Origin of the sequence: Carboxydothermus islandicus (assembly GCF_001950325.1) — a bacterium.
Taxonomy (GTDB): Bacteria; Bacillota; Z-2901; order Carboxydothermales; family Carboxydothermaceae; genus Carboxydothermus; species Carboxydothermus islandicus.
Window position 1 is genome coordinate 232,425 of the sequence record NZ_BDJL01000132.1, and the last position, 25,072, is coordinate 257,496.

27 protein-coding genes are annotated in these 25,072 nt (G+C 38.5%); 24 read left to right on the forward strand and 3 right to left on the reverse strand.

From position 1 onward, the window contains the following. From ciss_RS11735 to ciss_RS11800, 14 genes are all read left to right on the forward strand, one after another. Window positions 1–479: PepSY1/2 domain-containing protein (locus ciss_RS11735; protein WP_201787801.1), on the forward strand; the 479-nt coding region annotated here is incomplete at its 5' end. Window positions 480–577: 98 nt separating this feature from the next. Continuing rightward, window positions 578–1,618 carry a tRNA 2-selenouridine(34) synthase MnmH gene (gene mnmH / locus ciss_RS11740; RefSeq protein WP_075866479.1) on the forward strand — a complete coding sequence of 347 codons (1,041 nt, stop codon included), beginning with the start codon at window positions 578–580 and terminating at the stop codon, window positions 1,616–1,618. Beyond that, window positions 1,615–2,307 (forward strand): helix-turn-helix domain-containing protein, encoded by a 693-nt coding sequence (locus ciss_RS13750; RefSeq protein ID WP_075866480.1) that lies wholly within the window; start codon window positions 1,615–1,617, stop codon window positions 2,305–2,307. Before mnmH ends, ciss_RS13750 begins: the two co-directional genes overlap by 4 nt. Window positions 2,308–2,326: 19 nt before the next feature. Next, a complete protein-coding gene (gene rimO / locus ciss_RS11750; protein WP_075866481.1) occupies window positions 2,327–3,643 on the forward strand; it encodes a 30S ribosomal protein S12 methylthiotransferase RimO in 1,317 nt (438 codons plus the stop codon). Beyond that, window positions 3,636–4,127, forward strand: a complete 492-nt coding sequence (locus tag ciss_RS11755; RefSeq protein WP_075866482.1) for a CinA family protein — start codon at window positions 3,636–3,638, stop codon at window positions 4,125–4,127. Before rimO ends, ciss_RS11755 begins: the two co-directional genes overlap by 8 nt. Window positions 4,128–4,180: 53 nt before the next feature. Then, entirely contained in the window at window positions 4,181–5,212 is a 1,032-nt protein-coding gene (recA, locus tag ciss_RS11760; RefSeq protein WP_201787802.1) for a recombinase RecA, read from the forward strand. Window positions 5,213–5,214: 2 nt separating this feature from the next. Then, on the forward strand, window positions 5,215–5,658 hold the full coding sequence (locus ciss_RS11765) for a regulatory protein RecX (protein WP_075866484.1): 444 nt from the start codon (window positions 5,215–5,217) through the stop codon (window positions 5,656–5,658). A 131-nt stretch (window positions 5,659–5,789) separates the two neighbouring features. After that, a complete protein-coding gene (gene rny / locus ciss_RS11770) occupies window positions 5,790–7,331 on the forward strand; it encodes a ribonuclease Y (protein ID WP_075866485.1) in 1,542 nt (513 codons plus the stop codon). A gap of 89 nt (window positions 7,332–7,420) precedes the next feature. After that, window positions 7,421–7,915: a hypothetical protein gene (locus ciss_RS11775; RefSeq protein WP_075866486.1), complete on the forward strand. Its 495-nt coding sequence runs from the start codon at window positions 7,421–7,423 to the stop codon at window positions 7,913–7,915. A 17-nt stretch (window positions 7,916–7,932) separates the two neighbouring features. Further along, window positions 7,933–8,706 (forward strand): TIGR00282 family metallophosphoesterase, encoded by a 774-nt coding sequence (locus ciss_RS11780; protein ID WP_075866487.1) that lies wholly within the window; start codon window positions 7,933–7,935, stop codon window positions 8,704–8,706. Window positions 8,707–8,827: 121 nt separating this feature from the next. Next, on the forward strand, window positions 8,828–9,088 hold the full coding sequence (locus ciss_RS11785; protein ID WP_028052328.1) for a stage V sporulation protein S: 261 nt from the start codon (window positions 8,828–8,830) through the stop codon (window positions 9,086–9,088). A gap of 69 nt (window positions 9,089–9,157) precedes the next feature. After that, window positions 9,158–10,048, forward strand: coding sequence for a dipeptidase (locus tag ciss_RS11790; protein ID WP_075866488.1), 891 nt, complete (start codon window positions 9,158–9,160; stop codon window positions 10,046–10,048). A gap of 27 nt (window positions 10,049–10,075) precedes the next feature. Then, window positions 10,076–11,227 (forward strand): aminotransferase class I/II-fold pyridoxal phosphate-dependent enzyme, encoded by a 1,152-nt coding sequence (locus ciss_RS11795; RefSeq protein WP_075866489.1) that lies wholly within the window; start codon window positions 10,076–10,078, stop codon window positions 11,225–11,227. Further along, window positions 11,224–11,649: a DUF3842 family protein gene (locus tag ciss_RS11800; protein ID WP_075866490.1), complete on the forward strand. Its 426-nt coding sequence runs from the start codon at window positions 11,224–11,226 to the stop codon at window positions 11,647–11,649. Before ciss_RS11795 ends, ciss_RS11800 begins: the two co-directional genes overlap by 4 nt. On the opposite strand, the gene ciss_RS11805 is transcribed toward ciss_RS11800, so the two are convergent. Further along, window positions 11,650–11,931 (reverse strand): small, acid-soluble spore protein, alpha/beta type, encoded by a 282-nt coding sequence (locus ciss_RS11805; protein WP_369689048.1) that lies wholly within the window; start codon window positions 11,929–11,931, stop codon window positions 11,650–11,652. A gap of 109 nt (window positions 11,932–12,040) precedes the next feature. Between ciss_RS11805 and guaB the strand changes: the two genes are divergently transcribed. Continuing rightward, window positions 12,041–13,492 carry an IMP dehydrogenase gene (guaB, locus tag ciss_RS11810; protein ID WP_075866491.1) on the forward strand — a complete coding sequence of 484 codons (1,452 nt, stop codon included), beginning with the start codon at window positions 12,041–12,043 and terminating at the stop codon, window positions 13,490–13,492. Here guaB and ciss_RS11815 read toward each other — a convergent pair. Then, window positions 13,480–14,340, reverse strand: a complete 861-nt coding sequence (locus tag ciss_RS11815; RefSeq protein WP_075866492.1) for an AAA family ATPase — start codon at window positions 14,338–14,340, stop codon at window positions 13,480–13,482. The two genes, guaB and ciss_RS11815, sit on opposite strands and share 13 nt — an antisense overlap. 31 nt (window positions 14,341–14,371) lie before the next feature. Between ciss_RS11815 and ciss_RS11820 the strand changes: the two genes are divergently transcribed. From ciss_RS11820 to ciss_RS11860, 9 genes are all read left to right on the forward strand, one after another. After that, a complete protein-coding gene (locus tag ciss_RS11820) occupies window positions 14,372–15,661 on the forward strand; it encodes a VWA domain-containing protein (protein WP_075866493.1) in 1,290 nt (429 codons plus the stop codon). Then, window positions 15,613–17,106, forward strand: a complete 1,494-nt coding sequence (locus ciss_RS11825) for a hypothetical protein (protein ID WP_075866494.1) — start codon at window positions 15,613–15,615, stop codon at window positions 17,104–17,106. The genes ciss_RS11820 and ciss_RS11825 overlap by 49 nt, the downstream gene beginning before the upstream one ends. A 180-nt stretch (window positions 17,107–17,286) precedes the next feature. Then, window positions 17,287–18,885, forward strand: coding sequence for an ASKHA domain-containing protein (locus ciss_RS11830; protein WP_235837303.1), 1,599 nt, complete (start codon window positions 17,287–17,289; stop codon window positions 18,883–18,885). Window positions 18,886–19,135: 250 nt separating this feature from the next. Continuing rightward, window positions 19,136–19,825 (forward strand): DUF1538 domain-containing protein, encoded by a 690-nt coding sequence (locus tag ciss_RS11835; protein ID WP_075866496.1) that lies wholly within the window; start codon window positions 19,136–19,138, stop codon window positions 19,823–19,825. Further along, window positions 19,822–20,553, forward strand: a complete 732-nt coding sequence (locus ciss_RS11840; protein WP_075866497.1) for a DUF1538 domain-containing protein — start codon at window positions 19,822–19,824, stop codon at window positions 20,551–20,553. Before ciss_RS11835 ends, ciss_RS11840 begins: the two co-directional genes overlap by 4 nt. Further along, window positions 20,546–21,250, forward strand: a complete 705-nt coding sequence (locus tag ciss_RS11845) for a P-II family nitrogen regulator (protein WP_075866498.1) — start codon at window positions 20,546–20,548, stop codon at window positions 21,248–21,250. The genes ciss_RS11840 and ciss_RS11845 overlap by 8 nt, the downstream gene beginning before the upstream one ends. 151 nt (window positions 21,251–21,401) lie before the next feature. Further along, entirely contained in the window at window positions 21,402–21,794 is a 393-nt protein-coding gene (locus ciss_RS11850; RefSeq protein ID WP_075866499.1) for a hypothetical protein, read from the forward strand. A 232-nt stretch (window positions 21,795–22,026) separates the two neighbouring features. Next, a complete protein-coding gene (locus tag ciss_RS11855; protein ID WP_075866500.1) occupies window positions 22,027–22,974 on the forward strand; it encodes a YcdB/YcdC domain-containing protein in 948 nt (315 codons plus the stop codon). A 161-nt stretch (window positions 22,975–23,135) separates the two neighbouring features. Further along, window positions 23,136–23,375: a magnesium chelatase domain-containing protein gene (locus ciss_RS11860; protein ID WP_075866501.1), complete on the forward strand. Its 240-nt coding sequence runs from the start codon at window positions 23,136–23,138 to the stop codon at window positions 23,373–23,375. Window positions 23,376–23,689: 314 nt separating this feature from the next. Here the strand turns inward: ciss_RS11860 and ciss_RS11865 are convergent, their stop codons facing one another. Then, a complete protein-coding gene (locus ciss_RS11865; protein ID WP_075866502.1) occupies window positions 23,690–24,892 on the reverse strand; it encodes an integrase core domain-containing protein in 1,203 nt (400 codons plus the stop codon). Between the last annotated feature and the right edge of the window lie 180 nt (window positions 24,893–25,072).

Here is a 25,072-nt window from a genome sequence, read left to right on the forward strand (position 1 = left end):
TTCAAAAAGCAAAAAAATATCTCCAGAGGTTTGGCTTTCGTGCTTTAGAGCCCACAGAGATGGATAAAATAGATAACGAATTAAGTATTACCTTTGTAAGTAATGTAGACGGGATATTATATTACCCCAAAATAATTAAAGTAAAAGTGGGAATGGATAGAGGGGATGTTACGGCTTTTGAAGGAACCCAGTATTACATGTACGATAGACCTCGACCTTTAAATAAGCTCCTTTTAACTGAAGCAGAAGCGAAAAAAAATATTAACCCGCGTTTAAAAATTTTACGAACTCGCAAAGCCGTAATTTTAAATGACAGGAACCAGGAGGTCTTAACATACGAGTTTTTAGGTGAATTGCTGGGGGAAAAATATTTAATTTACGTAAATACCGAAACGGGTAAGGAAGAAAAAATTGTGAGGTTAAAGGAATTTAAAATAACTCCGGCAAAGGATGCGGAAACGGTTTTTAACTATGAATAATTCACCGGGCGGATGCCCGGTTTTTTATTATTGACCGTAAAAATTGCCGGTGTTATACTTAATCGAGACTCTTTCATTAGCTATCCAGGTGGTACTCCGTGAAAACTATAGCTTATTCCGAAGTTAAAAATTTAAAAAATCCGGTGTTGATAGATGTCCGTTCTCCGAAAGAGTTTATCGAAGATCACATTCCCGGTGCCCTGAATTTACCGCTTTTTAATGATAGGGAGAGGGAAGTTATAGGTAAAATATATAAATATCAAGGTGTAAGCCAGGCCAAAATAGCAGGATTAAATTTTTTATCTCCCAAGCTTCCCCGCATAGTTAACGAAATCCTTAAGTATAAAGAACAGGGAGATGTCGTTATTTATTGCTGGCGGGGAGGCTTAAGAAGTCTTGTTTTGGCAGAACTCCTGCGGATGGTTGATATCTATGTTTACCGTTTAGAGGGGGGTTATAGAAGTTACCGCAAAGAAGTAGTTAAATTCTTTGAAACTGTTGAAGATATTCATCCCGTTGTTCTTTACGGTATGACCGGGGTTGGGAAAACAAAAATTTTAGAAAACTTGCAACTGGAAGGATTGCCGGTTTTAAACCTGGAAAGGCTTGCCAGTCACCGGGGTTCGGTTTTTGGACATTTGGGGCTTGAGCCCCAGCCCACTCAAAAATTTTTTGAATCGAAGTTATACGAAGTTTTAAAGGATTTGCAGGGAATTCCTTTTTTAACGGAAGGAGAAAGCCAAAAGATCGGTAAACTGTTTATTCCCAGAGGATTGTTTAGAAAGATGCAGGAAGCACCGGTAGTACTGTTAGAATTACCGGAAGAAAAACGCATTGAAAACCTCATGTTTGAATATAATGCGGAAAAAATTGATATTGAATTGTTTATAAAAGCTTTGCAAAGTATTACCCCCTATTTGGGCAGAGCAAAGGTGGAAAAGCTTGTAGAAGATTTAAGAAGGCGAAGATTTTATGATTTTACGAAGACCTTGCTTCTTGACTATTACGACCCTCTTTATAAAAAATCCAGGGCCTATTTACAAAATATAAAAAAGGTTATTTCCGGAAAAGATATTGATGAATTAACCGCAAAAGTAAGGGAATTTTGGAGGGAAGTGGCAGGAGGGAAAGAAAAATGATTGGAGAAAAATTAAGAAAACGCCGGGAGCAATTAGGTTTAACCCTTAAACAGGTGGAAGAAGAGATTAAGATCCGCAGTAAATATCTACAAGCTTTGGAAGAGGAAAGGTTTGATGAACTTCCGGGAAAAGCTTATATTAAACCTTTTTTACAAAGCTATGCCCGCTTTTTAGGAGTAACGATCGGACCCGAAGATTTGCCAACAATCGTGGAAAATACAGAGCAATTTACCTCGGAGCAGACAAAAAAAGGTAAGGCTATTTATAGAGAAAAAAATTTTTTTCTACCATTAAAAACTGTCTTTATTACGTTGTTCTTTCTTATTATAACCAGTAGCTTCTTTTATACTTTTATAAGCGGCAGAATAACCAAAGAACCTCCTAAGACTATAAAACCTCCAGTTCCCGGTAAAGTTTATCAAAAACAAAGCCAAAGAGTACTGCCGGTGAAAAGCTTTGAAAAAACGATTATTGTTAGGGCCGTTTACGGGCCTTGCTGGTTAGAAGTTAAAGAAGAAGATAAGGTTGTCTTTACGGGTAAACTAAATCCTCCCGCCGAAAAACAATTTATTTCGACCAAACCCGTTAATATAAAATTTGGCAATGCCGGAGCGGTAGTGGTAACGGTAAATGGAGTAACCTACGGAACACCTGGAAAGATGGGCCAGGTAGTTAAGGAAACATATTAAGGGTAAGAGGTGAAAGAAATTGAAATATTTTATCCTTTCCCTGGGCTGTACCAAAAATCAAGCGGATAGTGAAGTAATAATGGGAATCCTGGAAAGTAAAGGGTATGTGCGCTCTTTAAATCCGGAAGAATGCGATTTATTAATTGTAAACACCTGTGGTTTTATTTCCGCCGCTGTTGAAGAAAGTGTTGAAGAAATTTTAAATCTTGTTCACCTGAAAAAACCCGGACAAAAAATCCTGGTTGCCGGTTGTTTGGTCCAAAGGGAAGGTAAAGAGTTAGCAAAGCATTTACCGGAGGTTGACCTATTTTTTACTCCCCGGGAAATTAATAACCTTGATAAACTTTTAGCTGATTTTGGGGAAAATAACAAATTAGTTTTAAGCGAGCCGGGATTTTTAAACTTGGAAAAAAAACCGCGTGCCAAAATCAATGAGGTCTATCGTTATATCAAGATTGCCGATGGCTGTGATAACCGTTGCACCTACTGTACTATTCCTGCAATTCGGGGTAAATACACCAGCAGGCCTCTTAACGATATTTTAGAAGAAATAAGAGATACCCTAAAGCAGGGAATTAAAGAAATCATTTTGGTAGCTCAGGATACCACCGCGTACGGTATTGATCTCTATGGGGAGTTTAAATTAGTTGAACTTTTAAGAAAAATTGCCAAAATTAAAGGAAATTTTTGGGTAAGGTTGATGTATCTTTACCCCGATAAAATTACTCCCGAATTAATTAACGAGATTAAAGAAAATCCCAGGGTAATTAAGTATGTCGATGTACCGTTACAGCATATTCATCCCGAAATTTTAAAGAAAATGGGAAGAAAGGGAAGTAGTGAAGAAATTATATCAACCTTAGAAAAGCTCCGAAAAGAAATACCGGATATAACTATAAGGACTACCTTTATAGTTGGTTTTCCGGGAGAAACGGAAGAACAGTTTAACTATCTTTTGGATTTTGTTAAAAAGTTTAAATTTAATCGTCTCGGGGCTTTTCCTTATTATCGCGAAAAAGGTACCCCGGCAGCAAAAATGAAGGACCAAATACCGAAAAAAGTTAAGGAGCAACGTTATGAGAAGTTAATGGAGGTACAGCAAGAAATTTCCCTTAACTTAAACAAAGGTTTGGTGGGTAAAAAGATTCCTGCCATTGTGGAAAAAAAGATAAGGGGAGAGAACCTTTACCTTGGTCGAACCTATATGGATGCCCCCGAAATTGACGGAATAATTGAAATTAAAGCGGAAAAACGGTTAAAAAAAGGGCAGATTATTAATGTTTTAATCACCGATTATGATGTATACGATTTAAAAGGAGAGTTTATAAATGATTGATAATGCTTTAATTTCTCTGGCACAAGAAGTGCAGCGGTTGTTTATCGCCAAAAACTTAACTTTGGCAACGGCGGAATCATGCACCGGCGGGCTTTTAGGAGCGGTAATTACTGCTGTTCCCGGAAGTTCTAAATATTATTTTGGAGGGGCAGTAGTTTATGCCAATGAAGCTAAAGAAATCTTAACCGACATAGATAAAGACCTTTTACTTAAAAAAGGTGCGGTAAGCCCCGAAGTTGCTCAAGGCTTAGCATTGGGAATAAAAAATAAGCTTAAAACAACGGTAGGAGCGGGTATTACGGGAATTGCCGGGCCTTCTGGGGGTACACCGGATAAACCCGTTGGCCTGGTATATATTGGTATTGCGACCGTCAGGGAAGTTAAAGCTTTTAAATATCAATTTAACGGTGATAGGCAGAAAATTAGAACGCAAACGGTCGAGGAAGCATTAAAACTTTTAATTCAAAATTGTTTTGACAATTAAACCGGCGAAAAGTTATAATAAACACGAACAAATGTTTTATGGAGGGAGCTTTCATGAATGATAAACTAAAAGCTTTAGAGCTTACCATTTCCCAAATTGAAAAGCAGTTTGGAAAAGGCTCCATTATGCGCCTGGGTGAAAACACCGGAAAATTTCAGGTGGAAGTAATTCCTACCGGTTCTCTGGCTCTGGATTTAGCCTTAGGGGTAGGTGGAGTTCCCCGGGGCCGGGTGGTTGAAATTTTTGGCCCCGAATCTTCCGGAAAAACTACCGTAGCTTTGCATATTATAGCGGAAGCGCAGAAGATGGGCGGTATTGCAGCGTTTATTGATGCGGAACATGCGTTAGATCCGGTTTATGCCCAAAAGTTAGGGGTTGACATTGAAAATCTTTTAGTCTCCCAGCCCGATACCGGCGAACAGGCTTTAGAGATAGCTGAAAGCTTGGTAAGAAGCGGTGCGATTGACGTAATTGTCATTGATTCGGTAGCTGCTTTAGTTCCGCGGGCAGAGATTGAAGGAGAAATGGGTGATGCCCATGTCGGTTTGCAAGCCCGCCTTATGTCTCAAGCTTTAAGAAAGCTTACCGGGGCTATAAGTAAATCAAAAACGGTGGCAATATTTATTAACCAAATGCGGGAAAAAGTTGGGGTTATGTTTGGAAACCCGGAAACTACTCCCGGGGGACGGGCCTTGAAATTTTATGCGTCAATTCGCATGGATGTTCGAAAGGTAGATGTCATAAAACAAGGAAATGATATTATCGGCAGCCGCACGCGGGTAAAAATTGTGAAAAACAAAGTAGCGCCTCCTTTTAAGCAGGCGGATTTTGATATTATGTACGGAGAAGGGATTTCCAAGGAAGGAAGTTTGTTGGATGTTGCTGTTGAGTTAAAAATTATCCAAAAGGTAGGGTCGTGGTATTCCTATAATGATGAGCGCTTGGGCCAGGGCCGGGAAAATGCCAAAGAGTTTTTACGGCAGAATCCGGAAATTTACAGAGAAATTGAGCAAAAAATCCGGGAGCAAGTATTAAACTCTCCAGAATCGCCAAGTTTAAAAAATTCCGAGGAGTTTGAGGAGTAATTTTGAGTAGTCGGGCTTACCAAAAAGCCTTAAACTACCTTTCCCGTGCCCTGCGGACTACGGCAGAAGTGCGCCAGTATCTTTCAAGAAATGGGTTTCCCAATGAAGAAATTGAAGAGGTGATTTCCAAGCTTACTGCTATCGGTTATTTAGATGACAGACGGTACTTGGAAAATTACCTTTTAAGTGAAAAGGCTTTAAGATACGGAATAAACAAAATAAAATTTAAGCTTTTGCAAAAAGGATTAGATTTGGAACATTTAAATAATTTGCCGGTAGACGAAGAGGAGGAAGTGAATAAAGCAAAAGAAATTTTATTAAAGAAGTATAAACAGCTTGACCCAATGGATTATGGTAAATATTACCGGTTTTTGGTGGGACGTGGTTTTTCGCCGGCGGTGGCGCGTAAGGCAGTTTTCTTGACAGATGATAAGGATAACGGGTAAAATATGGATAGGTGAAAGTAGAATGGGACCTGCCGATTGGTTTTGGCCTGTTGGTAGGTTTCTTATTCTATTTCAGCCGAGTAGAAACTCGGTTTTTTTTATTAGCTATCCAATAGTAAGGAGGTGAAAAATTGAATTTAATAACCGACCTAATTATTGCTGTTGCTGGGATTGGGGTTGGGGTTGCCGCAGGTTATGTTTTAAGGAAAAACATAGCTGAAGCAGCCATCGGTTCCGCTGAAGCTCAAGCTCAAAAAATAATTGACGAAGCAACAAAAGCCGCTGAGGCCAAAAAACGAGAAGCTGTTTTAGAAGCAAAAGAAGAAATTTTAAAAATGAAAAATGAAGTAGAAAGAGAACACCGGGAAAGACGCCAGGAATTGCAACGTTTAGAGCGCAGGCTTCTTTCCAAGGAAGAAACCTTGGATCGAAAAATAGAAAGTTTTGAGCGGAAAGAAGAGCAGTTAGCCAAAAAGGAGCAGGAAATAGAGAACTTGCGGCAAAGTTTAGAGGAAACGCTGCAAAAAGAATTGGCGGAGTTAGAACGGATCTCGGGACTTTCAACCGAAGAAGCAAGGGAGCTTCTTCTAAAACAAGTAGAAGAAGAAGTTCAACAAGAAATGGCCTTATTAATAAAGGAAATTGAAACAAAGGCCAAAGAAGAGGCCGAGAAAAGAGCCCGGGAAATTATCACTTTGGCAATTCAAAGATGTGCTGCTGATCATGCGGCCGAAACCACCGTTACGGTTGTTGCCCTCCCCAATGATGAGATGAAAGGTAGAATAATAGGGCGGGAAGGTCGAAACATCAGGACTTTTGAATCTTTAACGGGTGTTGATTTAATTATTGATGATACTCCTGAAGCTGTAATTCTTTCCGGTTTTGACCCAATCCGCCGGGAAATTGCCCGACGAGCCCTGGAAAAATTAATCCAGGATGGGCGAATTCACCCGGCACGGATTGAGGAAATGGTGGAAAGAGCTACCAGAGAAGTAGAGCAAGATATAAGGGAAGCTGGTGAACAAGCAGCTTTTGAGGTTAACGTTCACGGTTTACATCCCGAGATTATTAAACTACTTGGCAGGTTAAAATTTAGAACAAGTTACGGACAAAATATTTTAAAGCATTCTATTGAGGTTGCCCACCTGGCAGGCTTAATGGCTGCTGAGCTGGGAGCTGATGTTAATTTAGCAAAACGAGCAGGGCTTTTGCACGATATCGGGAAAGCGGTTGATCACGAAGTGGAAGGATCCCATGTGGAAATTGGGGTTGAGCTTGCTAAAAAATACCGCGAGCATCCGGAAGTTTTACATGCTATTGCTACCCATCATGGTGATGAAGAACCAAAAACAGTGGAAGCAGTACTTGTGCAAGCTGCCGATGCCATTTCTGCAGCAAGGCCTGGAGCAAGGCGTGAAACTTTGGAAGCATATCTTAAACGGCTCGAAAAGTTAGAAGGAATTGCTAATGAGTTTGAAGGCGTGGAGAAATCTTATGCTATCCAGGCTGGCCGGGAAATAAGAATCCTGGTAAAACCTGAAAAGATAGATGACCTGGCTTCCGTTCGATTAGCTCGGGAGATTGCTAAGAAAATTGAAGAAGAGGTAGAATACCCCGGGCAAATAAAGGTTACCGTTATTCGGGAAACCAGGGCAGTCGATTATGCAAAATAGGCAAAAAAACGACCCGCAGGGGTCGTTTTTAATTATAGAAGGAAAAAAGGGTTTTGTGGTAAAATTAAGTTATGGTGGGTGAGATAGCGATGAAAAATCCAGTTAAATCCGTTAAAAATGAAACAATTGTAAATCTTCTCACATCGATCTTTCTTTTACATCCTGAGCTGGCGGCGATCCAAATAGATTCCGATGCCAGGCAAGTTAAGTTAAAATACTTTATTGAAAGTCTGAAAGATCTTACTCAGAGGCTTAAAAAGACCGAGTATTTATGGAAAAGTTATTTAGACTTAAAAAAGATGGAAAAATATACGTTGGAGATAAAATACAACTTACTGGAAAACTATGTTATGATAGAAGTTTTCCGGGACCTAAATACCTTTCATTTAGGGGAATTAAGTTTTGCAGTTCAGGTGGGAAAAGGGTTGGGTTTTAATTACCTTACCGATGAATTTAACGATGTGCTTGATTTTATCGAAATTGACGAACATCAATTAAGTTTACTTTTAGAAAATACCAAACGAAGTTTTTATAAAACGGTCTTTGCTTTCCGCGAGGAAGGAAGAGTTGTGATAGCCAATTAGAAACGGAGGATAGGGCGTTGAATATTTTAATACTCGGGGATATAGTAGGACGGGTGGGACGTCGCGGGGTTAAAGAGGTTATTCCCAGGATAATGGAAAAGCACGTAGTAGATTTTATTATTGCCAATGGGGAAAATGCGGCGGGAGGAAATGGTTTAACTCCGGAAATTGCTCAGGAACTATTTGCAGCAGGAATTAACGTTTTAACGATGGGAAACCATACCTGGGATAAAAAAGAAATATTTACTATAATTGGTGATGCGCGCATTATTCGTCCGGCCAATTATCCTCCCGGTACCCCCGGACAGGGGTATGGTATTTTTAGGGTTAAAGGTAAAAATGTTGCGGTAGTTAACTTAATGGGGCGGGTATTTATGGCCGAGTTGGACTGTCCCTTTCGCAAAATGGACGAAATACTTTTAGAACTGCAAGCTGTTGATTACATAATTGTCGACTTTCATGCCGAAGCCACTTCGGAGAAAATAGCCCTTGGTTGGTATTTGGATGGGAGGGTTTCATTAGTTTTTGGCACCCACACGCATGTGCCAACGGCCGATGAACGGATTTTACCCGGGGGAACTGCTTATATTACCGACGTGGGGATGAGTGGGCCGTTAAATTCGGTGATTGGAGTTAAAACTAATTTGGTACTCCAAAAGTTTTTAACACAAATGCCCCAAAGATTTGAAAGTGCCAGCGGTCCCTATATAGTTTCCGGAATTTTGGTTTCCCTGACTGAGGACGGTAAAGCAGAAAACATAACCCGTATTCAGTATATTGAAAGGGAGTAACGAGGAAATTCATAGTAAAAATTTAAAAAAAATTTAAAAATAAAAAAGGAAATTTCCCTAAAATAGCGAATATATTGATATACCAGATATAGTAAAATATACAAGCTAAGGAGGTTTGCTAATGGAAGTGTTGAAAGTTTCAGCAAAGTCTAATCCAAATTCGGTAGCCGGTGCTTTAGCTGGGGTTATCCGGGAAAGAGGCAGCGCGGAGTTACAAGCTATTGGCGCAGGGGCGATTAATCAAGCGGTAAAAGCTGTGGCGATTGCCCGTGGTTATGTAGCGCCCAGCGGCTTGGATCTGGTTTGCATCCCTGCCTTCACCGACATCGTTATCGACGGTGAAGAACGGACTGCCATAAAATTAATCGTTCAGCCCCGTTAAAAAGTTTTAAGTGAAATGCCTGTTTATCTTGACGATAGACAGGCATTTATTCTTTCTAAGGAGAGTGAAATGAAGGTGATTATCGACTGTCATCTGGATTCTTTAGTATTTTACTATAATAGGGGTTTAAATTTTTTTAAGGAAATTGATCCAGAGGCTCAAACCAACTGGAAAAATATAAAAAATGCAGATGTTATACCATTTTTAGCTATTTACATTGAAGAAAAATTTAAACCTGATAGAGCCTGGGAAAGATTTATCCGGATCTATAATTTTTATCAAAATTACTTAAATAGCATGTTTAACCAAGAGAAAACTTCATTTTACTTAAGTGTGGAAGGGGGAGAAGTAATAGATAATCTTTTAAAAATTGAACAATTGAAGCAACTGGGGGTAGCCTCTCTTACCCTTACCTGGAATTATAAAAATTTAATTGCCGACGGTGTTTTAGAGAATAACCCCCAAGGCCTTACTACTTTTGGTCGGAAAGTGGTGCGGGAATTAAACGAAAAAAAAATTTTGATAGATGCCGCTCATCTTGCTGAACCCGGATTTTGGGATTTAATAGATTTATCGGAAAAACCTTTTATTGTCTCCCATGCCAACTGCCGAAGCCTGTGCGACCATCCCCGTAATCTTAGTGACCGGCAAATAAAAGCTTTAGCGGCAAAAGGTGGGGTAATTGGAATCAGTTTTGTCCCGGACTTTATATCTGCCGAATTTCCCACCTTGGAAAAGTTGGTAGCCCATTTTATCCACGTTGCTGAAATTGCAGGGGTTAATGTACTGGCAATAGGTTCTGATTTTGATGGAATGGAAAAAAGAGTTGGAGGATTGGAAGATTGTACCAAGTACCAAAATTTAAAGGAAGCGTTATTGAGGGCTGGGTTTTTACCCGGTGAGGTTGAAAAAATATTTTACCAAAATATTGATAGAGTTTTAAAAGAAGTGTTATATTAATTTTAAAAATTAAAAGGTGGGTGGGGGATGAAATTTTCAACCGGTATTTTTGATGAATTATCGATGCGGATTAAAAAAGTATCTAAAGAGCGCGACGTGATAAATTTAAGCATCGGAAGTCCCGATTTACCGCCACACCCTAAGGTAATTGAAGTATTAGCCCAAGAGGTCCATAATGTCCAAAACTATGGATATACCTTAAATCCAGGCTTAGAGGAATTAAGAGAAGGTTTAATTGACTGGTATCAAAAAAAGTATGGAGTTAATTTAAAAATTGATGAAACCATTGTACTGCTGGGATCACAAGAAGGTTTAGCCCACTTACCCCTTGCTTTATTAAATCCGGATGATTTAGTCTTAGTCCCTAACCCTGGTTATCCCATCTATGAAGCGGCAGCAAAACTTGCGGGAGCGAAGATTTATTATTACCCTTTATTGGAGGAAGATAATTATCTTTTGGATATCAAAAAGATTCCGCATGATGTTTTAAAAACGGTAAAAATTATTTTTCTTAACTACCCTAATAACCCTTTGACTGCCTTGGCCAATTACGAATTTTTCGAAAAACTTGTATTTTATGCCAAAAAATATGGTTTTATCTTGGTTAATGATTTGGCGTATGGAGAATTAACTTTTGATGAGACAAAAAGTATTAGTCTTTTAGAAATTCCGGGAGCAATTGACGTTGCAGTTGAATTTTGTTCCGTATCAAAATCATTTAATTTAGCGGGAATGAGGGTAGGTTTTGCTGCTGGTAATCAAAAGGTTATTTCCGCTTTAACAATATTAAAATCAAACATTGATTACGGTGTTTTTAAGCCTTTACAAAAAGCGGCTTTAGAAGCGATTAGGCTTCGGGATGTTATTATTCCGGATTTAGTTAAGACTTATGAAAAAAGGAGAAATGTTTTAATTAAAATTTTATCTCAGTATGGCTGGCAAGTAAAACCTCCTTTAGCTACTATGTTTGTCTGGGCCCAGCTTCCTGATGGAATAAATGATTCAAGAAAATTTTCTTTCGATCTTCTCGCCAATACTGGTGTAGCAGTAACTCCGGGTATCGGATTTGGTGACCTTGGCGAAGGGTACGTTCGGATTGCCCTGGTGGCGGACGAGGATAAACTTACCGAAGCAGGAAAAAGAATCGGAGAATATTTGCAGTACAGGAGGGAAGTATGAGAATTGCTGTAATTGATGGTCAGGGCGGAGGCATTGGGAAGTACATTATTGAAAGGTTACGTAAAGCTTTTGGCCAGGAGATTGAAATAATCGCTATTGGAACCAACAGTCACGCTACTTACAGCATGTTAAAGGCGGGGGCAAATGAGGGGGCAACGGGCGAATCTGCCCTTATTTATAATTTGTCCCGGGTGGATATCATCTTGGGTCCGATAGGAATTGCTTTTCCCTACGGGATGCTTGGGGAGATTACACCGGAAATGGCAAAAGCTCTTTCCTTGTCCAATATTAAAAAAGTTTTACTGCCTTTAGCTCGAGAAAATTATTTATTTCCGGGAATTGGGGACCTGCCTCTTCCCCATATGGTTGATGAGTTGTTAGAGTTATTATCTATGGAAATACAAAAAAGAAGTGGTAAATAGCTACCACTTCTGTTGTATTTGCTGTTCGGCCAAGGCAATTAATTTTTTTACCATATTACCGCCAATTTTTCCACCAAGCCGTCCCCCAACCCGGCCGCATTCCCGGGATGGAACTTCACCCCAGTAGCCGTCTTTCACTTGGTCATAAATACCGATTTCCCTGGCGGCTTCGATTTTCATTTTTTCTAAGTTTTGTCTGTAGGTGGTGTCATCGGTGCCAATGCCCAATTCTCCGGCAACCTCATATTTAAGTTTTTCCAGGGGTGATTTCACCACTGTCACCACCTCCAATTATATTTTTTGTCAAATTGAAATAATTATTCGAACAATTATTGGGTTATAAGTATAAATATTGCAAAATTGATAAAATAATGAAAAAGGAGGAATAAGAATGGAGTCAAAAATAGTAAAGGAAGGATTAACTTTTGATGATGTACTTTTGATTCCTGCAAAATCGGAAGTGTTACCCAGAGATGTGGATACTACTACGCGTTTTACGAAAAAGATCAAATTAAATATTCCCATAGTTAGTGCAGGTATGGATACGGTAACCGAAGCGCGAATGGCTATTGCCATGGCCCGGGAAGGAGGGATTGGGGTCATACATAAAAATATGTCTATTGAAGAGCAAGCAATGGAAGTGGATAAAGTTAAACGGTCCGAACATGGAATTATTGCTGACCCAATATCGTTGTCCCCGGAGCATTTAATTAGAGATGCTTTGGAAATAATGGAACGGTACCATATTTCAGGAGTACCCATTACCGTAGAAGGAAAGTTAGTAGGAATTATAACCAATAGAGACTTACGCTTTGAATCGGATTACAGCAAAAAAATTGCTGATGTCATGACTAAAGATAATTTAATTACCGCACCGGTAGGGACGAGTTTAAAAGAGGCGGAAAAAATACTGCAAAAGCATAAAATAGAAAAGTTACCTTTAGTAGATGAAAATTTCCATTTAAAAGGTTTAATTACGATTAAAGATATTGAAAAAACCCGGAAATATCCCAATGCCGCCAAAGACGAAAAGGGAAGGTTGCGGGTTGCAGCGGCGGTCGGGGTTAGTCGCGACATGATGGACAGGGTAAAGGCTTTAGTTGAGGCTAAAGTCGATGCGATTGTGGTGGATACTGCGCACGGTCACTCCCGGGGTGTGTTGGACGCGGTATATAAAATTAAAAGCAGCTATCCGGAGGTTGAACTGGTAGCCGGAAATGTGGCCACTGCTGAAGCTACCGAAGATTTAATCAAAGCCGGTGCCGATGCGGTAAAGGTGGGCATTGGTCCAGGGTCAATTTGTACTACCCGGGTAGTGGCGGGGATTGGGGTTCCGCAAATTACAGCCATTCTTGATTGTGCTGAAGTTGCCATGAAGTATGATGTACCCATTATTGCCGATGGAGGGATTAAATATTCCGGAGATATCACCAAGGCGTTAGCCGCGGGTGCTGATACAGTTATGTTAGGTAGTTTGTTAGCTGGAACCGAAGAAAGCCCCGGGGAAATTGAAATCTGGCAAGGGCGGAGCTATAAAGTTTACCGAGGAATGGGCTCTTTAGGCGCGATGAAAGAGGGAAGTAAGGATAGATATTTCCAAGAAAACGAGCAAAAGTTGGTACCGGAAGGAGTAGAGGGAAGAGTTCCCTTTAAGGGGCCTGTTTCCGAAACTATCTTTCAATTAATTGGTGGACTTCGGGCAGGAATGGGATACTGTGGGGTTCGCAATATTTATGAATTAAAAACCAAAACAAAATTTATCAAAATTACCCAGGCAGGTCTTAGAGAAAGCCACCCTCATGATGTAACCATTACAAAAGAAGCGCCCAATTACAGCCTGTAATTGGGCAGCTCTTTTTCTTTTACATATTTTAAATCTTCCCAGTGTTTAACTAACACGCCTAAGGTGGTATCCAACACTTCGGGATTTAATGAGGTTAAATTTAATAATTTTATAGTTTTGGCCATTTCTACCGTTTCGGCAATGCTTGGTTTCTTTTTTAAATCCCGGGTTCTTAAACGGTTGGCAAAATCCACAATTTGACCTGCAAGTTTGGCATCAATTCCCGGAACTTTGTTTAAAATGATTTCAACTTCCCGCTCCCGGGCGGGATAGTCAAGGTAAAGATAAAGGCAACGACGCCTCAGGGCATCGGAAAGCTCCCGGGAGTTATTGCTGGTAATGATTATAAACGGTGGATTTTTGGCTTTTATCCTACCCAATTCCGGAATGGTTATGGCATATTCAGCTAAAGTTTCTAAAAGGAAACTTTCAAACTCTTCGTCGCTTTTATCGATTTCATCGATAAGTAAAACGGTTTTAGTTGCAGACATTAGAGCTTTTAAAAGGGGGCGGGGTAGGAGAAATTCTTCACTGTATAAATCTTTTTTTACTTCTTGCCAGTTATTTTTAACCGTTTGCAAAAACAAAAGCTGCTTCTGGTAATTCCATTCATATAAGGCTTTAGCTTCATCCAATCCTGGATAACACTGAAGCCTTAAGAGCGGTACCTTTAAAGCTTGACTAACTGCAAGGGCGATTTCGGTTTTGCCTACGCCTGCCGGGCCTTCAATTAAAAGCGGTTTTTCTAAGTTGTAGGCTAAATAAATTGCGGTTGCAATTTGCTTATCGCTAAAATAACCCACTTTACTTAAGCGAGAAGCTATATCTTCGGGATTTTTAAACGGCATAATTTTCCCCCCTAAAAAGGTGATTGACATGATGGAACCTTTACTTGATTTTATTAATTATCTGCGGCGTCAGGGGATTACCTGCTCTCTTGCCGAAACCATAGACTTTTTTAACGCCATCAGCACTGTAGAACAACCGTTAACGATACAAAACTTCAAGAATATTGTTAAAATTACCCTGGCCAAAACCCCCGAACAGCAAAAAATTTTGGACGACGTTTTTTCCTACCTTCTAATTGAAGATTATAACTTAAATTTACCAACTTTAAAAGATAAGGGTGATGATACGGGGGATTTAGGCCTACCTTCGGGGCAAATTGGTAATGAGGAAAGCTTATATTTTTTACTTCGCATTAATGACGAAAAAGCTATAAAAAAGCTTTTAGATAGTCAGGAAAATTGGTCAGCGGAGATTAAAGAGTTTTTAGCTAACGTTAAAAGGAAAATAAACTGGTATGAAAATCTTTATAAAATTGAAAAAGAATTTGGAATTGATGTGCGTAAACTAACTGAAGAAGAGTTAGAAAAATATTTAGTATATCTTTATAAAAATAAAAAACAAAGTTTTAAAACCAAGCCCCTTCAAACAACCCTTGACCTGACTGAAAAAGATCTTTTAGCAATCGATCCACTTGAAAAAGCGGTATTGGATAGTTACCTTAAAAAAATTGCTCAAAATTTAGCCTGGAAAAAAAGTTACCGTAAGAAATTGGCAAGGCGTGGTGTTTTTAATGGTCCATACACTTTACGGTTAACACTAAAAACCGGCGGAATTCCCACACAAATAGCTTATCACCGGTATAAATTAAAGCCGGCGGAAATTATTCTTTTACTGGATATAAGTGGTTCCATGGCAGATTACTCCAGCTTCTTTTTAAAATTTACCTATCATATTGCTGCACGGTTTCAAAAAATTAATTTATTCTTATTTGTGGATAAAGTAACCGATGTCACCGGCCTTTTAAATTTGCCTTACCGGGAATTTATTGAAGCTTTGGAAAAGGAAAAGTTAAGTTATACAGGCTTTTCCGATTACAGGAGAGCTTTTTTGGAATTTTTGCAAAATAAACCAAAGCTTTTAAACAGGCAAAAAGTATTGATAATTTTGGGGGATGCAAAAAATAACTGGCAGGATTCCGGTGCGGAATATTTAAAGGAAATTAAAACAAAGGTGAAAAAAATCTTTTGGTTAACCCCTTTAACCATGGAAGAAACAAGTAAAACCGACTGTGTAATTCATGAATACAAACCTTTTATTGATAAGATATTTTTATGCCGAAGCTTAAAGGATATCGAAAAATTTTACCGGGACCTGTTTTAAATTTGTTTTATCTTGACGAAAGGTTTTTTTATAACAAACAATTTTCGCGGCAGGAAAAAAATGCCAGAAAATTGAATAATACTACCATCAAAATAAGATCTGAGGTGGTAGTATTGCGCCTTGCCAAAAACTTAAACTCATTAACCGATATTTTAAAAACGGTACTGTGTTATTTTCCCTGTATGTCGGAAGAAGAGCTGGTAGGATATGTCCGGGCAAAAATGTTAAAGGAATTTTCGTATAAGGAAGTTCTGGAGAAAACCCGTAACTGTCTAAAGCAAAATCCCTGTTTTTACCAGAATGATGAAGGCTTCTGGGCGGTGCGCAAAGAGGGGATTCGGGAGAACGATTCTTTTTTTAAACAGGTTCTAATCAGTAAAAAGCCGCAAAAATATACTTTAAAGGACAAAAAAAATAAAAAAGTTCAGCAATTAAGCCGGGACAGTCGGTTTGTGCAGTTAGATGATGGTTCCTGGGCTTTGACCTACTGGTTAATAAATGAAAGTGATTTTTTATTGCGGGAAAAAATTGCCAGAGAACTTATGATAGAGGAATTGAGGCTGGAGGAATTAGCTAAAAGAATGGATACTTCACCGGAAAAAGTTTTAAAAATTTTAAAAAAGTATCCTTTTTTTGAGCAAAACGGTTACGGTTATTATAAATTGGACCTGAAACTAAAAAAAGTATACGCTCAGGCTTCGCTGAAATATATGGATGTCATTAAAAAGTTAAGAATATTTTATACCGATAAAAAAAGTAAAGTTAGTGCCGAAGTTTTAGCACAGGCCCGGGAAGCTTTAGAGCAAGCAGCAGCGGTCCAGTTTTTGCAAAGAAAAAGTCAAGAAGAAATTAATGAGCTTTCGGAAAAAATTGCGGAAAAAGATTTTCTTTTGGCATTACGGCGGGAAGAATTACTCCGGATGAGCCGGGAAAATGAAAAGCTAAGAAGAAAAGCCGATAGTATCTTATACCAGTGCCGGCTCTGGCATGCTCGCTATCAGCGGGTAATCCGGGATAAAGAAGAACTACTGGTGATTAAAGAAAAATTAGAAAACTCTGTTGTAAATATGTTTCAAAAGTTAAATGCCTACCGGGAAAAAGATAAAGAAAACCGAAAAAAACTTTTTGAACTTAAAAATACCTTTGAAGAAAAGGTAGCTAAGCTTGAAAAGGAAGTAATTGAGGTACAGGAGCAGTTAAAAAAAGCGGAGGAAAACTGGCAGAAAAAAGAAAAGAAATTAAGACAAGAGTTGGAGCGCTACTCCCTCGACTTAGGATTTCTTTTAAACGAAAAGGAAGCGCTGGAAAAGCGGGAAAAAGAGCTTTTAGAAGAAATCGAAAAGCAAAAGGAAATTATAAAACATCAGGAAGATCTTTTAAAACTGCCGCTAATAAATATCTTATGCAGGATAGTAAACTGGTGGCGGACGATGAATAATATTTAAAAGCTCCCCTAATGGGAGCTTTTTTGCTGAAATCATACGTATTCATAACGGACAGGATTTTCTAATTGAGTTATACATAAGAAACCCTGATAATTGAAATAAAAAAAATTAAATATTCCCAAAAGATGGTTGTGATATAATTTTAGCAGTCAAAGCAACAGAAAAAGCGAGGTGTAAGTGTTGACCGATAAGGGGGTAATTCTCGTAGAAGGAGTTAACAGGGGAGATTTAATTTTAGAGCCCCTGACCAGGAAAATTTATATAGAGCTTGGGGAACCAAGCCTGAATGACAACCAGGCTGATGTTGACCGCCTGGTTGCGGCGTTACGGAAAATACTGGGACCGGTAACGGTACCGTTAACGGTAATGCGCCGTGTTCCTGGTGTTTTACTGGAGGCCGGGTGGCGGGTAACGGTTACATTGGGAGAGGAAGCTTCGGGGACTTTGATTTTAATGGACCTCGAACCGGGAAATACCACTAATCGCCATTATGGCCTGGCGGTGGATATAGGTACCACCACTGTAGTGGTTTACCTGGTAAACATGCAAAACGGGCAAATCATGGGCACGGCAGCGGATTATAACGGCCAGATTTTCTTTGGAGAAGATATTCTTACCCGTATATACCTGGGCAGCACACCGGATGGTCTGGAGCAATTACAAAGGGCTATCCTTGATACTTTAAATAAATTAATTAAACAACTTATAAAGAAACATAATGTGGAAGCCCGCGAAATTAGTGCCGTTGCTGTAGGCGCCAACACTACCATGGTTCATCTTTTTTTGGGATTGGATCCTTCCCGTATTTGTAAGGCACCGTATATCCCGACGGTAAATAGCCCGGGAATTATACCCGCTGGCCAGCTGGGATTGCAGATTAATCCACTGGCGCCGGTTTACTGCCTGCCTTCTGTAGGCAGTTATGTAGGAGGGGATGTAGTTGCTGGGGTACTGGTCAGTGGTTTGCACCTTTCACCTGAGCTTTCTTTATTTGTAGACATTGGTACCAATGGGGAAATTATTATGGGTAACCGGGACTGGCTGGTGGGATGTGCTGGTGCCGCTGGACCGGCATTAGAGGGGGGTGTAGCGAAAAACGGTATGCGAGCCGAACCGGGGGCGGTGGATAGTGTTAGGATTGATCCGGACACAGGTAAGGTATATTACACTACCATAGATGGGGTTCCCCCGGTAGGTATTTGTGGCTCTGGCTTGGTTGACTGCCTGGCAGAGCTATTGCTTGCGGGCATCATCGACCGGTCGGGGCGATTCAAGGACGGGCGGGATCGGTTCGTGGTGGTGCCTGCTGAGGAATCGGCTACTGGGCAGGATATCGTGATAACCCAGGCGGATATAAATAATTTACTACGAACCAAAGGGGCGGTTAATGCAGCTCTGGAACTTTTGTTGGAAAGCGTAGGTTGCGACCTTTCCGACATCGAACGTTTTTATGTTGCCGGAGGCTTTGGCCAGTATCTACACCTGGAATCTGCTATTACCATTGGTTTGTATCCCGACTTACCCCGGGACAGGATGGTGCGTCTGGGTAACTCATCCGGAGAAGGTGCCAGACTGGTGCTTTTATCCAAGCAGAAACGGGTCGAGGCGGAAGAGATTGCGCGTAACATTACCTACTTCGAGCTCAATGCCAGCCAGGCTTTTATGAATAAATTTGTCGGCAGCATGTTTTTGCCCCATACCAATCTCGACTATTTCCCTACAGTGAAGGAAAAGTTAATCCAGCGAGGACTGCTTTACCCAAACAGTTCGGTTACTTAGCGCAAACATTCCTGCTTTTAAGCAGGTTTTTTTCTTTTTAAAGGAATTTTTTGAAATATGCCGAATAAGAAACAAAAAGGAACGAACGCTGTTACTGCCCGTAAAAATGTTATTCCCAACAGGTTGATTGCTTAAGTTTAAATACGCATAGATTGTTAATTCGGTAGAGGAATACGGTTTATAATCGTAGAATTAAATTAGAAAACAGGTTAGATAAAAATTACAAGGTGTGTGACAGAAAGGAGAAGGCATGCAAAAGATTAAAAACATTTTATTTGAAGTAATTTATGCCGTTTTACCTGTAACCGTCGTCATCATTACTCTTCAAGCTATACTTCGATCTTCAATTGATATTATAATACAATTTTTGATTGGTGTTATAATGGTTACTATTGGTTTAATTCTTTTTTCCCTTGGCGTACAAATAGGTTTACTACCATTGGGAGAAACGATAGGTGCAGCCCTACCCAAAACAGGTAAAGCGTGGGTTGTAATTCTCTTTGGATTTTTGCTGGGTTTTGTGGTGACAGTGGCCGAACCAGATGTTCGAGTTTTAACTACTCAAATAGATATCGTTTCGAAAGGAGTTATTTCCAAAAACCTTTTAATTAGTGCTGTAGCTCTGGGTGTGGCGATTTTTGTGGGTTTGGCTATATTGCGGATTATACTGGGTATTCCCATGAAACATCTTTTAATTGTAGCTTATGGTCTTGTTTTTATTCTGGCGTTTTTTACACCGGCTGAATTTTTAGCAATTTCTTTTGATGCTGGTGGTGTAACCACAGGCCCGGTAACAGTACCGTTCATTATTGCTTTAGGGATAGGGGTTGCTTCGGTTTTAGGAGGTAAAAGTGCATCCTCCGATGGCTTTGGACTCATAGCCTTAGCTTCTGTTGGACCTATTTTAGCAGTATTGTTGCTTGGGGTGATTTTTCGATGAAAGAAATTCAGATATTTTCTGGATTTAGCCATGTTATATTAGAAGTGTTTATAGCTATTTTACCTCTTGTGATTATGTTTTTAATATTTCAATTTTGGCTGTTAAAATTTCCAAAATATAAAGTCTTAAATATTTTTAAGGGTTTGGTTTTGACGTTTCTTGGCTTAGTTATTTTTTTACAGGGAGTTTATGTTAGCTTTTTTCCCGTTGGCAAAACATTAGGAGTAGCTTTAGGGAGTTTAGAACACAATTGGGTATTGATACCAATAGGTTTTATTTTGGGTTTTGTAGCTACATTTGCCGAGCCTGCCGTACGTGTGCTGACTTATGAAGTAGAAAAGGCTTCGGGAGGTTATATCCCAAAACAAATAATGCTCTATACTTTATCTTTGGGAGTTGCTATCTCGATTGCTTTAGCGATGGGGCGAATTATCTATGGAATCCCTCTATGGTATTTTATCATCCCAGGCTATTTAACCGCTTTTATAATTATGCATTACTCTACACCCGAATTTATCGCAATTGCTTTTGATTCTGGAGGAGTGGCCACCGGACCTATGACCGTAACTTTTATCTCGGCTGTAGCGTTAGGTGTTGCTTCGTCTATAGAAGGACGAAATCCGTTGATAGAAGGATTTGGGATGATTTCCTTGGTAGCTCTTTCACCAATTTTAACAGTTTTGCTTTTAGGATTGCTCTTTACTAGAAAGGAGAGCAAGGATGAGTAAAATCTTAAATAAATGTAAACTTATAATAGCCATTGTTAATTATGGTGTAGCAAGAAAAGTAGTTAAGGCTTCTAAGGAATCTGGGGCCGACGGTGCAACTACTATAATGGGAAAGGGTATAGGAATTCATGAAAGGATGACTTTTTTTGGCATTCCAGTTGAGGCGGAAAAAGAGATAATTTTTACTTTAATTCGCGAAGAGGAATTAGATACCGTTTTTCAAACTATTATTTCAAGTGCCCAACTGAATAAACCGGGGCAAGGAATAGCTCTTATCATTGATGTACAGGAAGTAGCGGGTATTTGCCATATGTGCATACCTGCTGAAACTAAGAAAAAAAGTTTTGGGAGGATTGAAATGGAAAATAACGGAGAGATTTTATATGATTTAATCATAACTATAGTTAATAAAGGTGATGCGGAAAAAGTAGTTGAATCTTCAAAAAGGGCCGGTGCGGAAGGTGGAACGATAATATCCGGCCGGGGAACGGGAATTCATGAGCACGCTAAGTTATTTGGTATTACCATAGAGCCGGAAAAAGAAATCGTTCTAACTTTAATTGAACGCCAAAAAACTAAGAGGGTATTGGAAGCTATAGTAAATGAGACCGATTTAAACAAACCTGGGAAGGGAATAGCCTTTGTCCTGGCAGTCGAAAAGGTTGCCGGAATTAATCATCTTTTTAAGAGAGAATAAAGTAAAACCAATTTGTCGGCTTTTGCTCATTTTTTCTTTAAGCAGATTATGCAGTTATTGAAAACTAATTTTTGCTGCTGCCCACCCGTCGCTTTTTTATTTAAGTGAATGGTTATTTCCTTATATAAAACCGTAAAAAGAGGAGGGTTCTATGAATATTAGAAAAATATTATTTATCAATTTTAGTCTAATGTTTTTATTAGGTTTACTATATTATTTTCAGTTTTTTGGTTTAAATGAACTATTATTAAAATTGTGGGGTGTTATTGCAATAATTTTGGGAACAATTGGAATAATTTTAAGCAATTTAAAAAGGTTTTATAAAAAAATCAGTATAGCAATAAATATTATTCAAATAATAGTTCAAATACCTTTGATTTACTTTTGGATTAAATATAAAAAGTTTCTTGAAATTGATAGTATCGATACATCAATTTCGATGAAATATTATTTTTACATAATGCCAAACATCTTAATTATCCTTTTATCATTTTATTTCTTATATTTAATTATACGCAAAAAAACGGAAAAAGGAAGTTTTTAGCGAGAATGTATTTATAGCCAAACCAAATTGCCGATATTTCAGGGAATCATAGGAAATAATGTTTGTGTATAAAGATTATTATAACAAATATTATAACAAAAATAAAACCTCGGATGGTTTCAACTCTTTCGTAATTATGGTAATGGGCAGGGTGCATTTATTACTCCTTATGGGGTTACGTTAGCACCTGCAAAAGCTGGTTATACAAATTAATTTAGGATGGTGATATTAGGTGAATCGGGCGAAAATAATTATACTAATATCAATGATGCTATTGATTAATTTATTTTTATTTAAAGATGAAATAAGAGCAATTGCAGGTCAGGTTTTTACCAGTTATGAAGATAAACTTATTGAAATGAAGGATTTGGGCATTATTGTTGATAAAAGTGTACAAATTGATAAAAACGTTTTGGTAAAATTAGATTTTAAAAAATTAAAAAATAAAGTAAAGGATTTTACTGGAACCGAAGTTCCAAAAATTGTTTTAACTAATTTAGAAAATGAGGATTCAAAAACTAAAATTGAGGTTAAAACTGAAATAAATGGCGAAGCAAAATATATACAAATTGACCCGGATTTAGATTATGAAATAATAGGCTTTATTGATGAAGCGGCATACTGTTTCGATAGTAATAAACCGGAAATATCTATGGAAAATGCCAAAAAAGAAGCATTGGAATTTGCTCAAAAACATTTTCGAGCATTCAATAAATATAATATGGTGTTAGTTGAACAAAATTATTTTAATAGGGTTTCAAAAAGTGATTACTATTTTATCTGGAAAGCAGTAGATGAAAATGTAGAATTACCAGTATATGTTAACATAATGGTTGATTCCAGAAGCGGTAAAGTGTGTAGCTATACTTGTGGTTATGGTAATAATAAGGTAGAGCAATTAAATCCCAAAATAAGTAAAAATGAAGCGCTAGACATATTAAAAAATTTTTTAAAAACCAAATACCCCGATAAAGAAATTAAAGAGTATAATATTAAGCTAATGGTTGGAGAAAACCACACGAGTAAAGTTAAAGAAGATGTTTTAAAATACCGTGTCGATTATAAATTTAATGTTCCAGAAGATGCTGTTTTTGATAAAAACGGAAAATATATAGTCAAAGGTGGGAGTTTGCAGATAAATGCAAATACCGGGGAAATTATTCTAGAAGGAATATATTAATAACTAAGAATCTATTTATTGGAATATCTGTTTTAACTTATTCATTTTCATTTTGTAACAAATACTTAACGTCCTGCTTTTTCAAGCAGGCTTTTTTCTTTTTAGAGGAATTTTAGGAAATATGCCGAATAAGAAACAAAAATGGCCAAAGGAGAAGATAGATGCTTTCCAAAGTTCATACGGTTGCCTTAAACGGCATTAACGGAGAAATAGTAGAGGTGGAGGTGGATATAAACCGCGGGCTTCCGGGGATGGAGGTAGTGGGCCTTCCCGATACGGCGGTCAAGGAAGCCCGGGAGCGGGTAAAGTCGGCGATAAAAAATTCCGGGTTTGATTTTCCCATCGCCAGGATAACGATAAACCTTGCCCCGGCCGACTTAAAAAAAGGTTCCCAACTTTGATTTGTAAAAATAAAAGTGCAAGATAATACGTTCTAACTTTGCATTTTTACCCGAAAGCGAATAAAAAAAGCACATCAAAACCTGCATTTTACGGCTGAAAATCAGTCAGAAAAATGCAGGTTAAGTTTTTAGGAGGTGTTTTTTGGTGCTATCACCCGAAGCAAGAAAACTTTATAGAAACTTTATATGTTATCCGACGGCAAAGAAACCTTTGAGGAATAACTTGAACGATACCAGACCAGAGGTTTTATAATGGGGAAAACCAAAACCGTTCTTGATAAGAGTTTCTGTATAGCCGAACTCTTAAACGACTATCAGCAGGTAAGGGAAATTACAAAAGAAGAATACGAACTGCTTTTTGACTTTGCGGTATGGTAATAGGCCATAGTTTCGTTCAAAAGCTTTAAATTACGGGGTAAATAATCCCAAGGCAAAGTAGAAATATACCAGAGGTAATTAAGAAAATGGGAAAAACGATCTAATAAAACAACAGGGAAAGCGCCGATAGCAGGATTGATGGGTTTAAGGAATTTTTTCAAAATAGTCATCGGAGTATTACCACTCATATTTTTGCCGAAGTGGGGTCTACGGTAATTAAAGTAAAGGAGCCAATTCTGAGCCATATTTAAGAAGGCAGAACGGGAAGTAAACTTAGAAAGATTGATAGAGTAAAACTCTTCATCAACAGAACGGTGAGAACGCTCAACGAAAGAATTAAATTGTTTTTGACCAGGAGGAATATTTAACAAAGAAATATTCAAAGGCTCAAAGATAAACTTTTGCATAATAGACTTTTTTCTGGAAGTAGGGTGGCCACCAAACTCTTCCCCATTATCAGTTTGGAAGAAGAGAGGCTGATTAATCCCAAAAGCTCTTAACCAAAAGGCCACGAGAAGCATAAAAGAAAGGCCATTTTTAAAAGTAAGTTCGTTGGCAAAAGCAATAAAACGGAGCCGGGATTTAACATCAATAGCAGTAAACTGGTATTTAGGCAACTTATTGCGGAAAATTGCAGCATAAGCATCAAAAGGCAAAGCCGATTGGTCGGCAATATGGTTAGAATCGATTTGCCAAAACTGAAGCGGTTCAAAAGCTGAGAAATCAAAGGCCAAACGTTTTTGCCCGGAGAAAGTTTTAACTTTACGGGTTTTTATCTTATAACGACGTAAGATATTGCGAATAGTATAGGGAGAAAGATTAATCTTATAAAGAGAAGACAAAGGAACAGCCAAGCGGCGAGGGTCGAAATTGGTGGCTTTAGCTAAATCCACGACAAAATTTTCAATGTTTTCAGGAGTACGATTAGGCATAGGCTTTTTTGGACCCTTTTTCAAGATACAAGCAGCAATGGAACCATTGGATTCTAAGAAACGTTGCCGGATTTTATAAACCCAACGAGAAGAAACTCCAATAATATTGGCAACCTCAGGAACAGAATATTTTTCCAAAAGGGAAAGAATTAACTGAACAGGAGCTTGGGGATTACCTGATGCTTTAAGTTTTTGGTATAATTTCATTAGGTGGGTGTCCCTCCTTTTTGGTTTTTAAAAGTTTCCCACTTTAATAATACCCGAGGGATACCCACCTTTTTCAATGCCTGTTTTAGCTTAAAAAAATATTGTGAACGATTCTCTGGCCTATCTACAAAAAATTTTTAAAATTGTCTTGACAAAAAAAAAAAAAAAAAGTGAAGTATA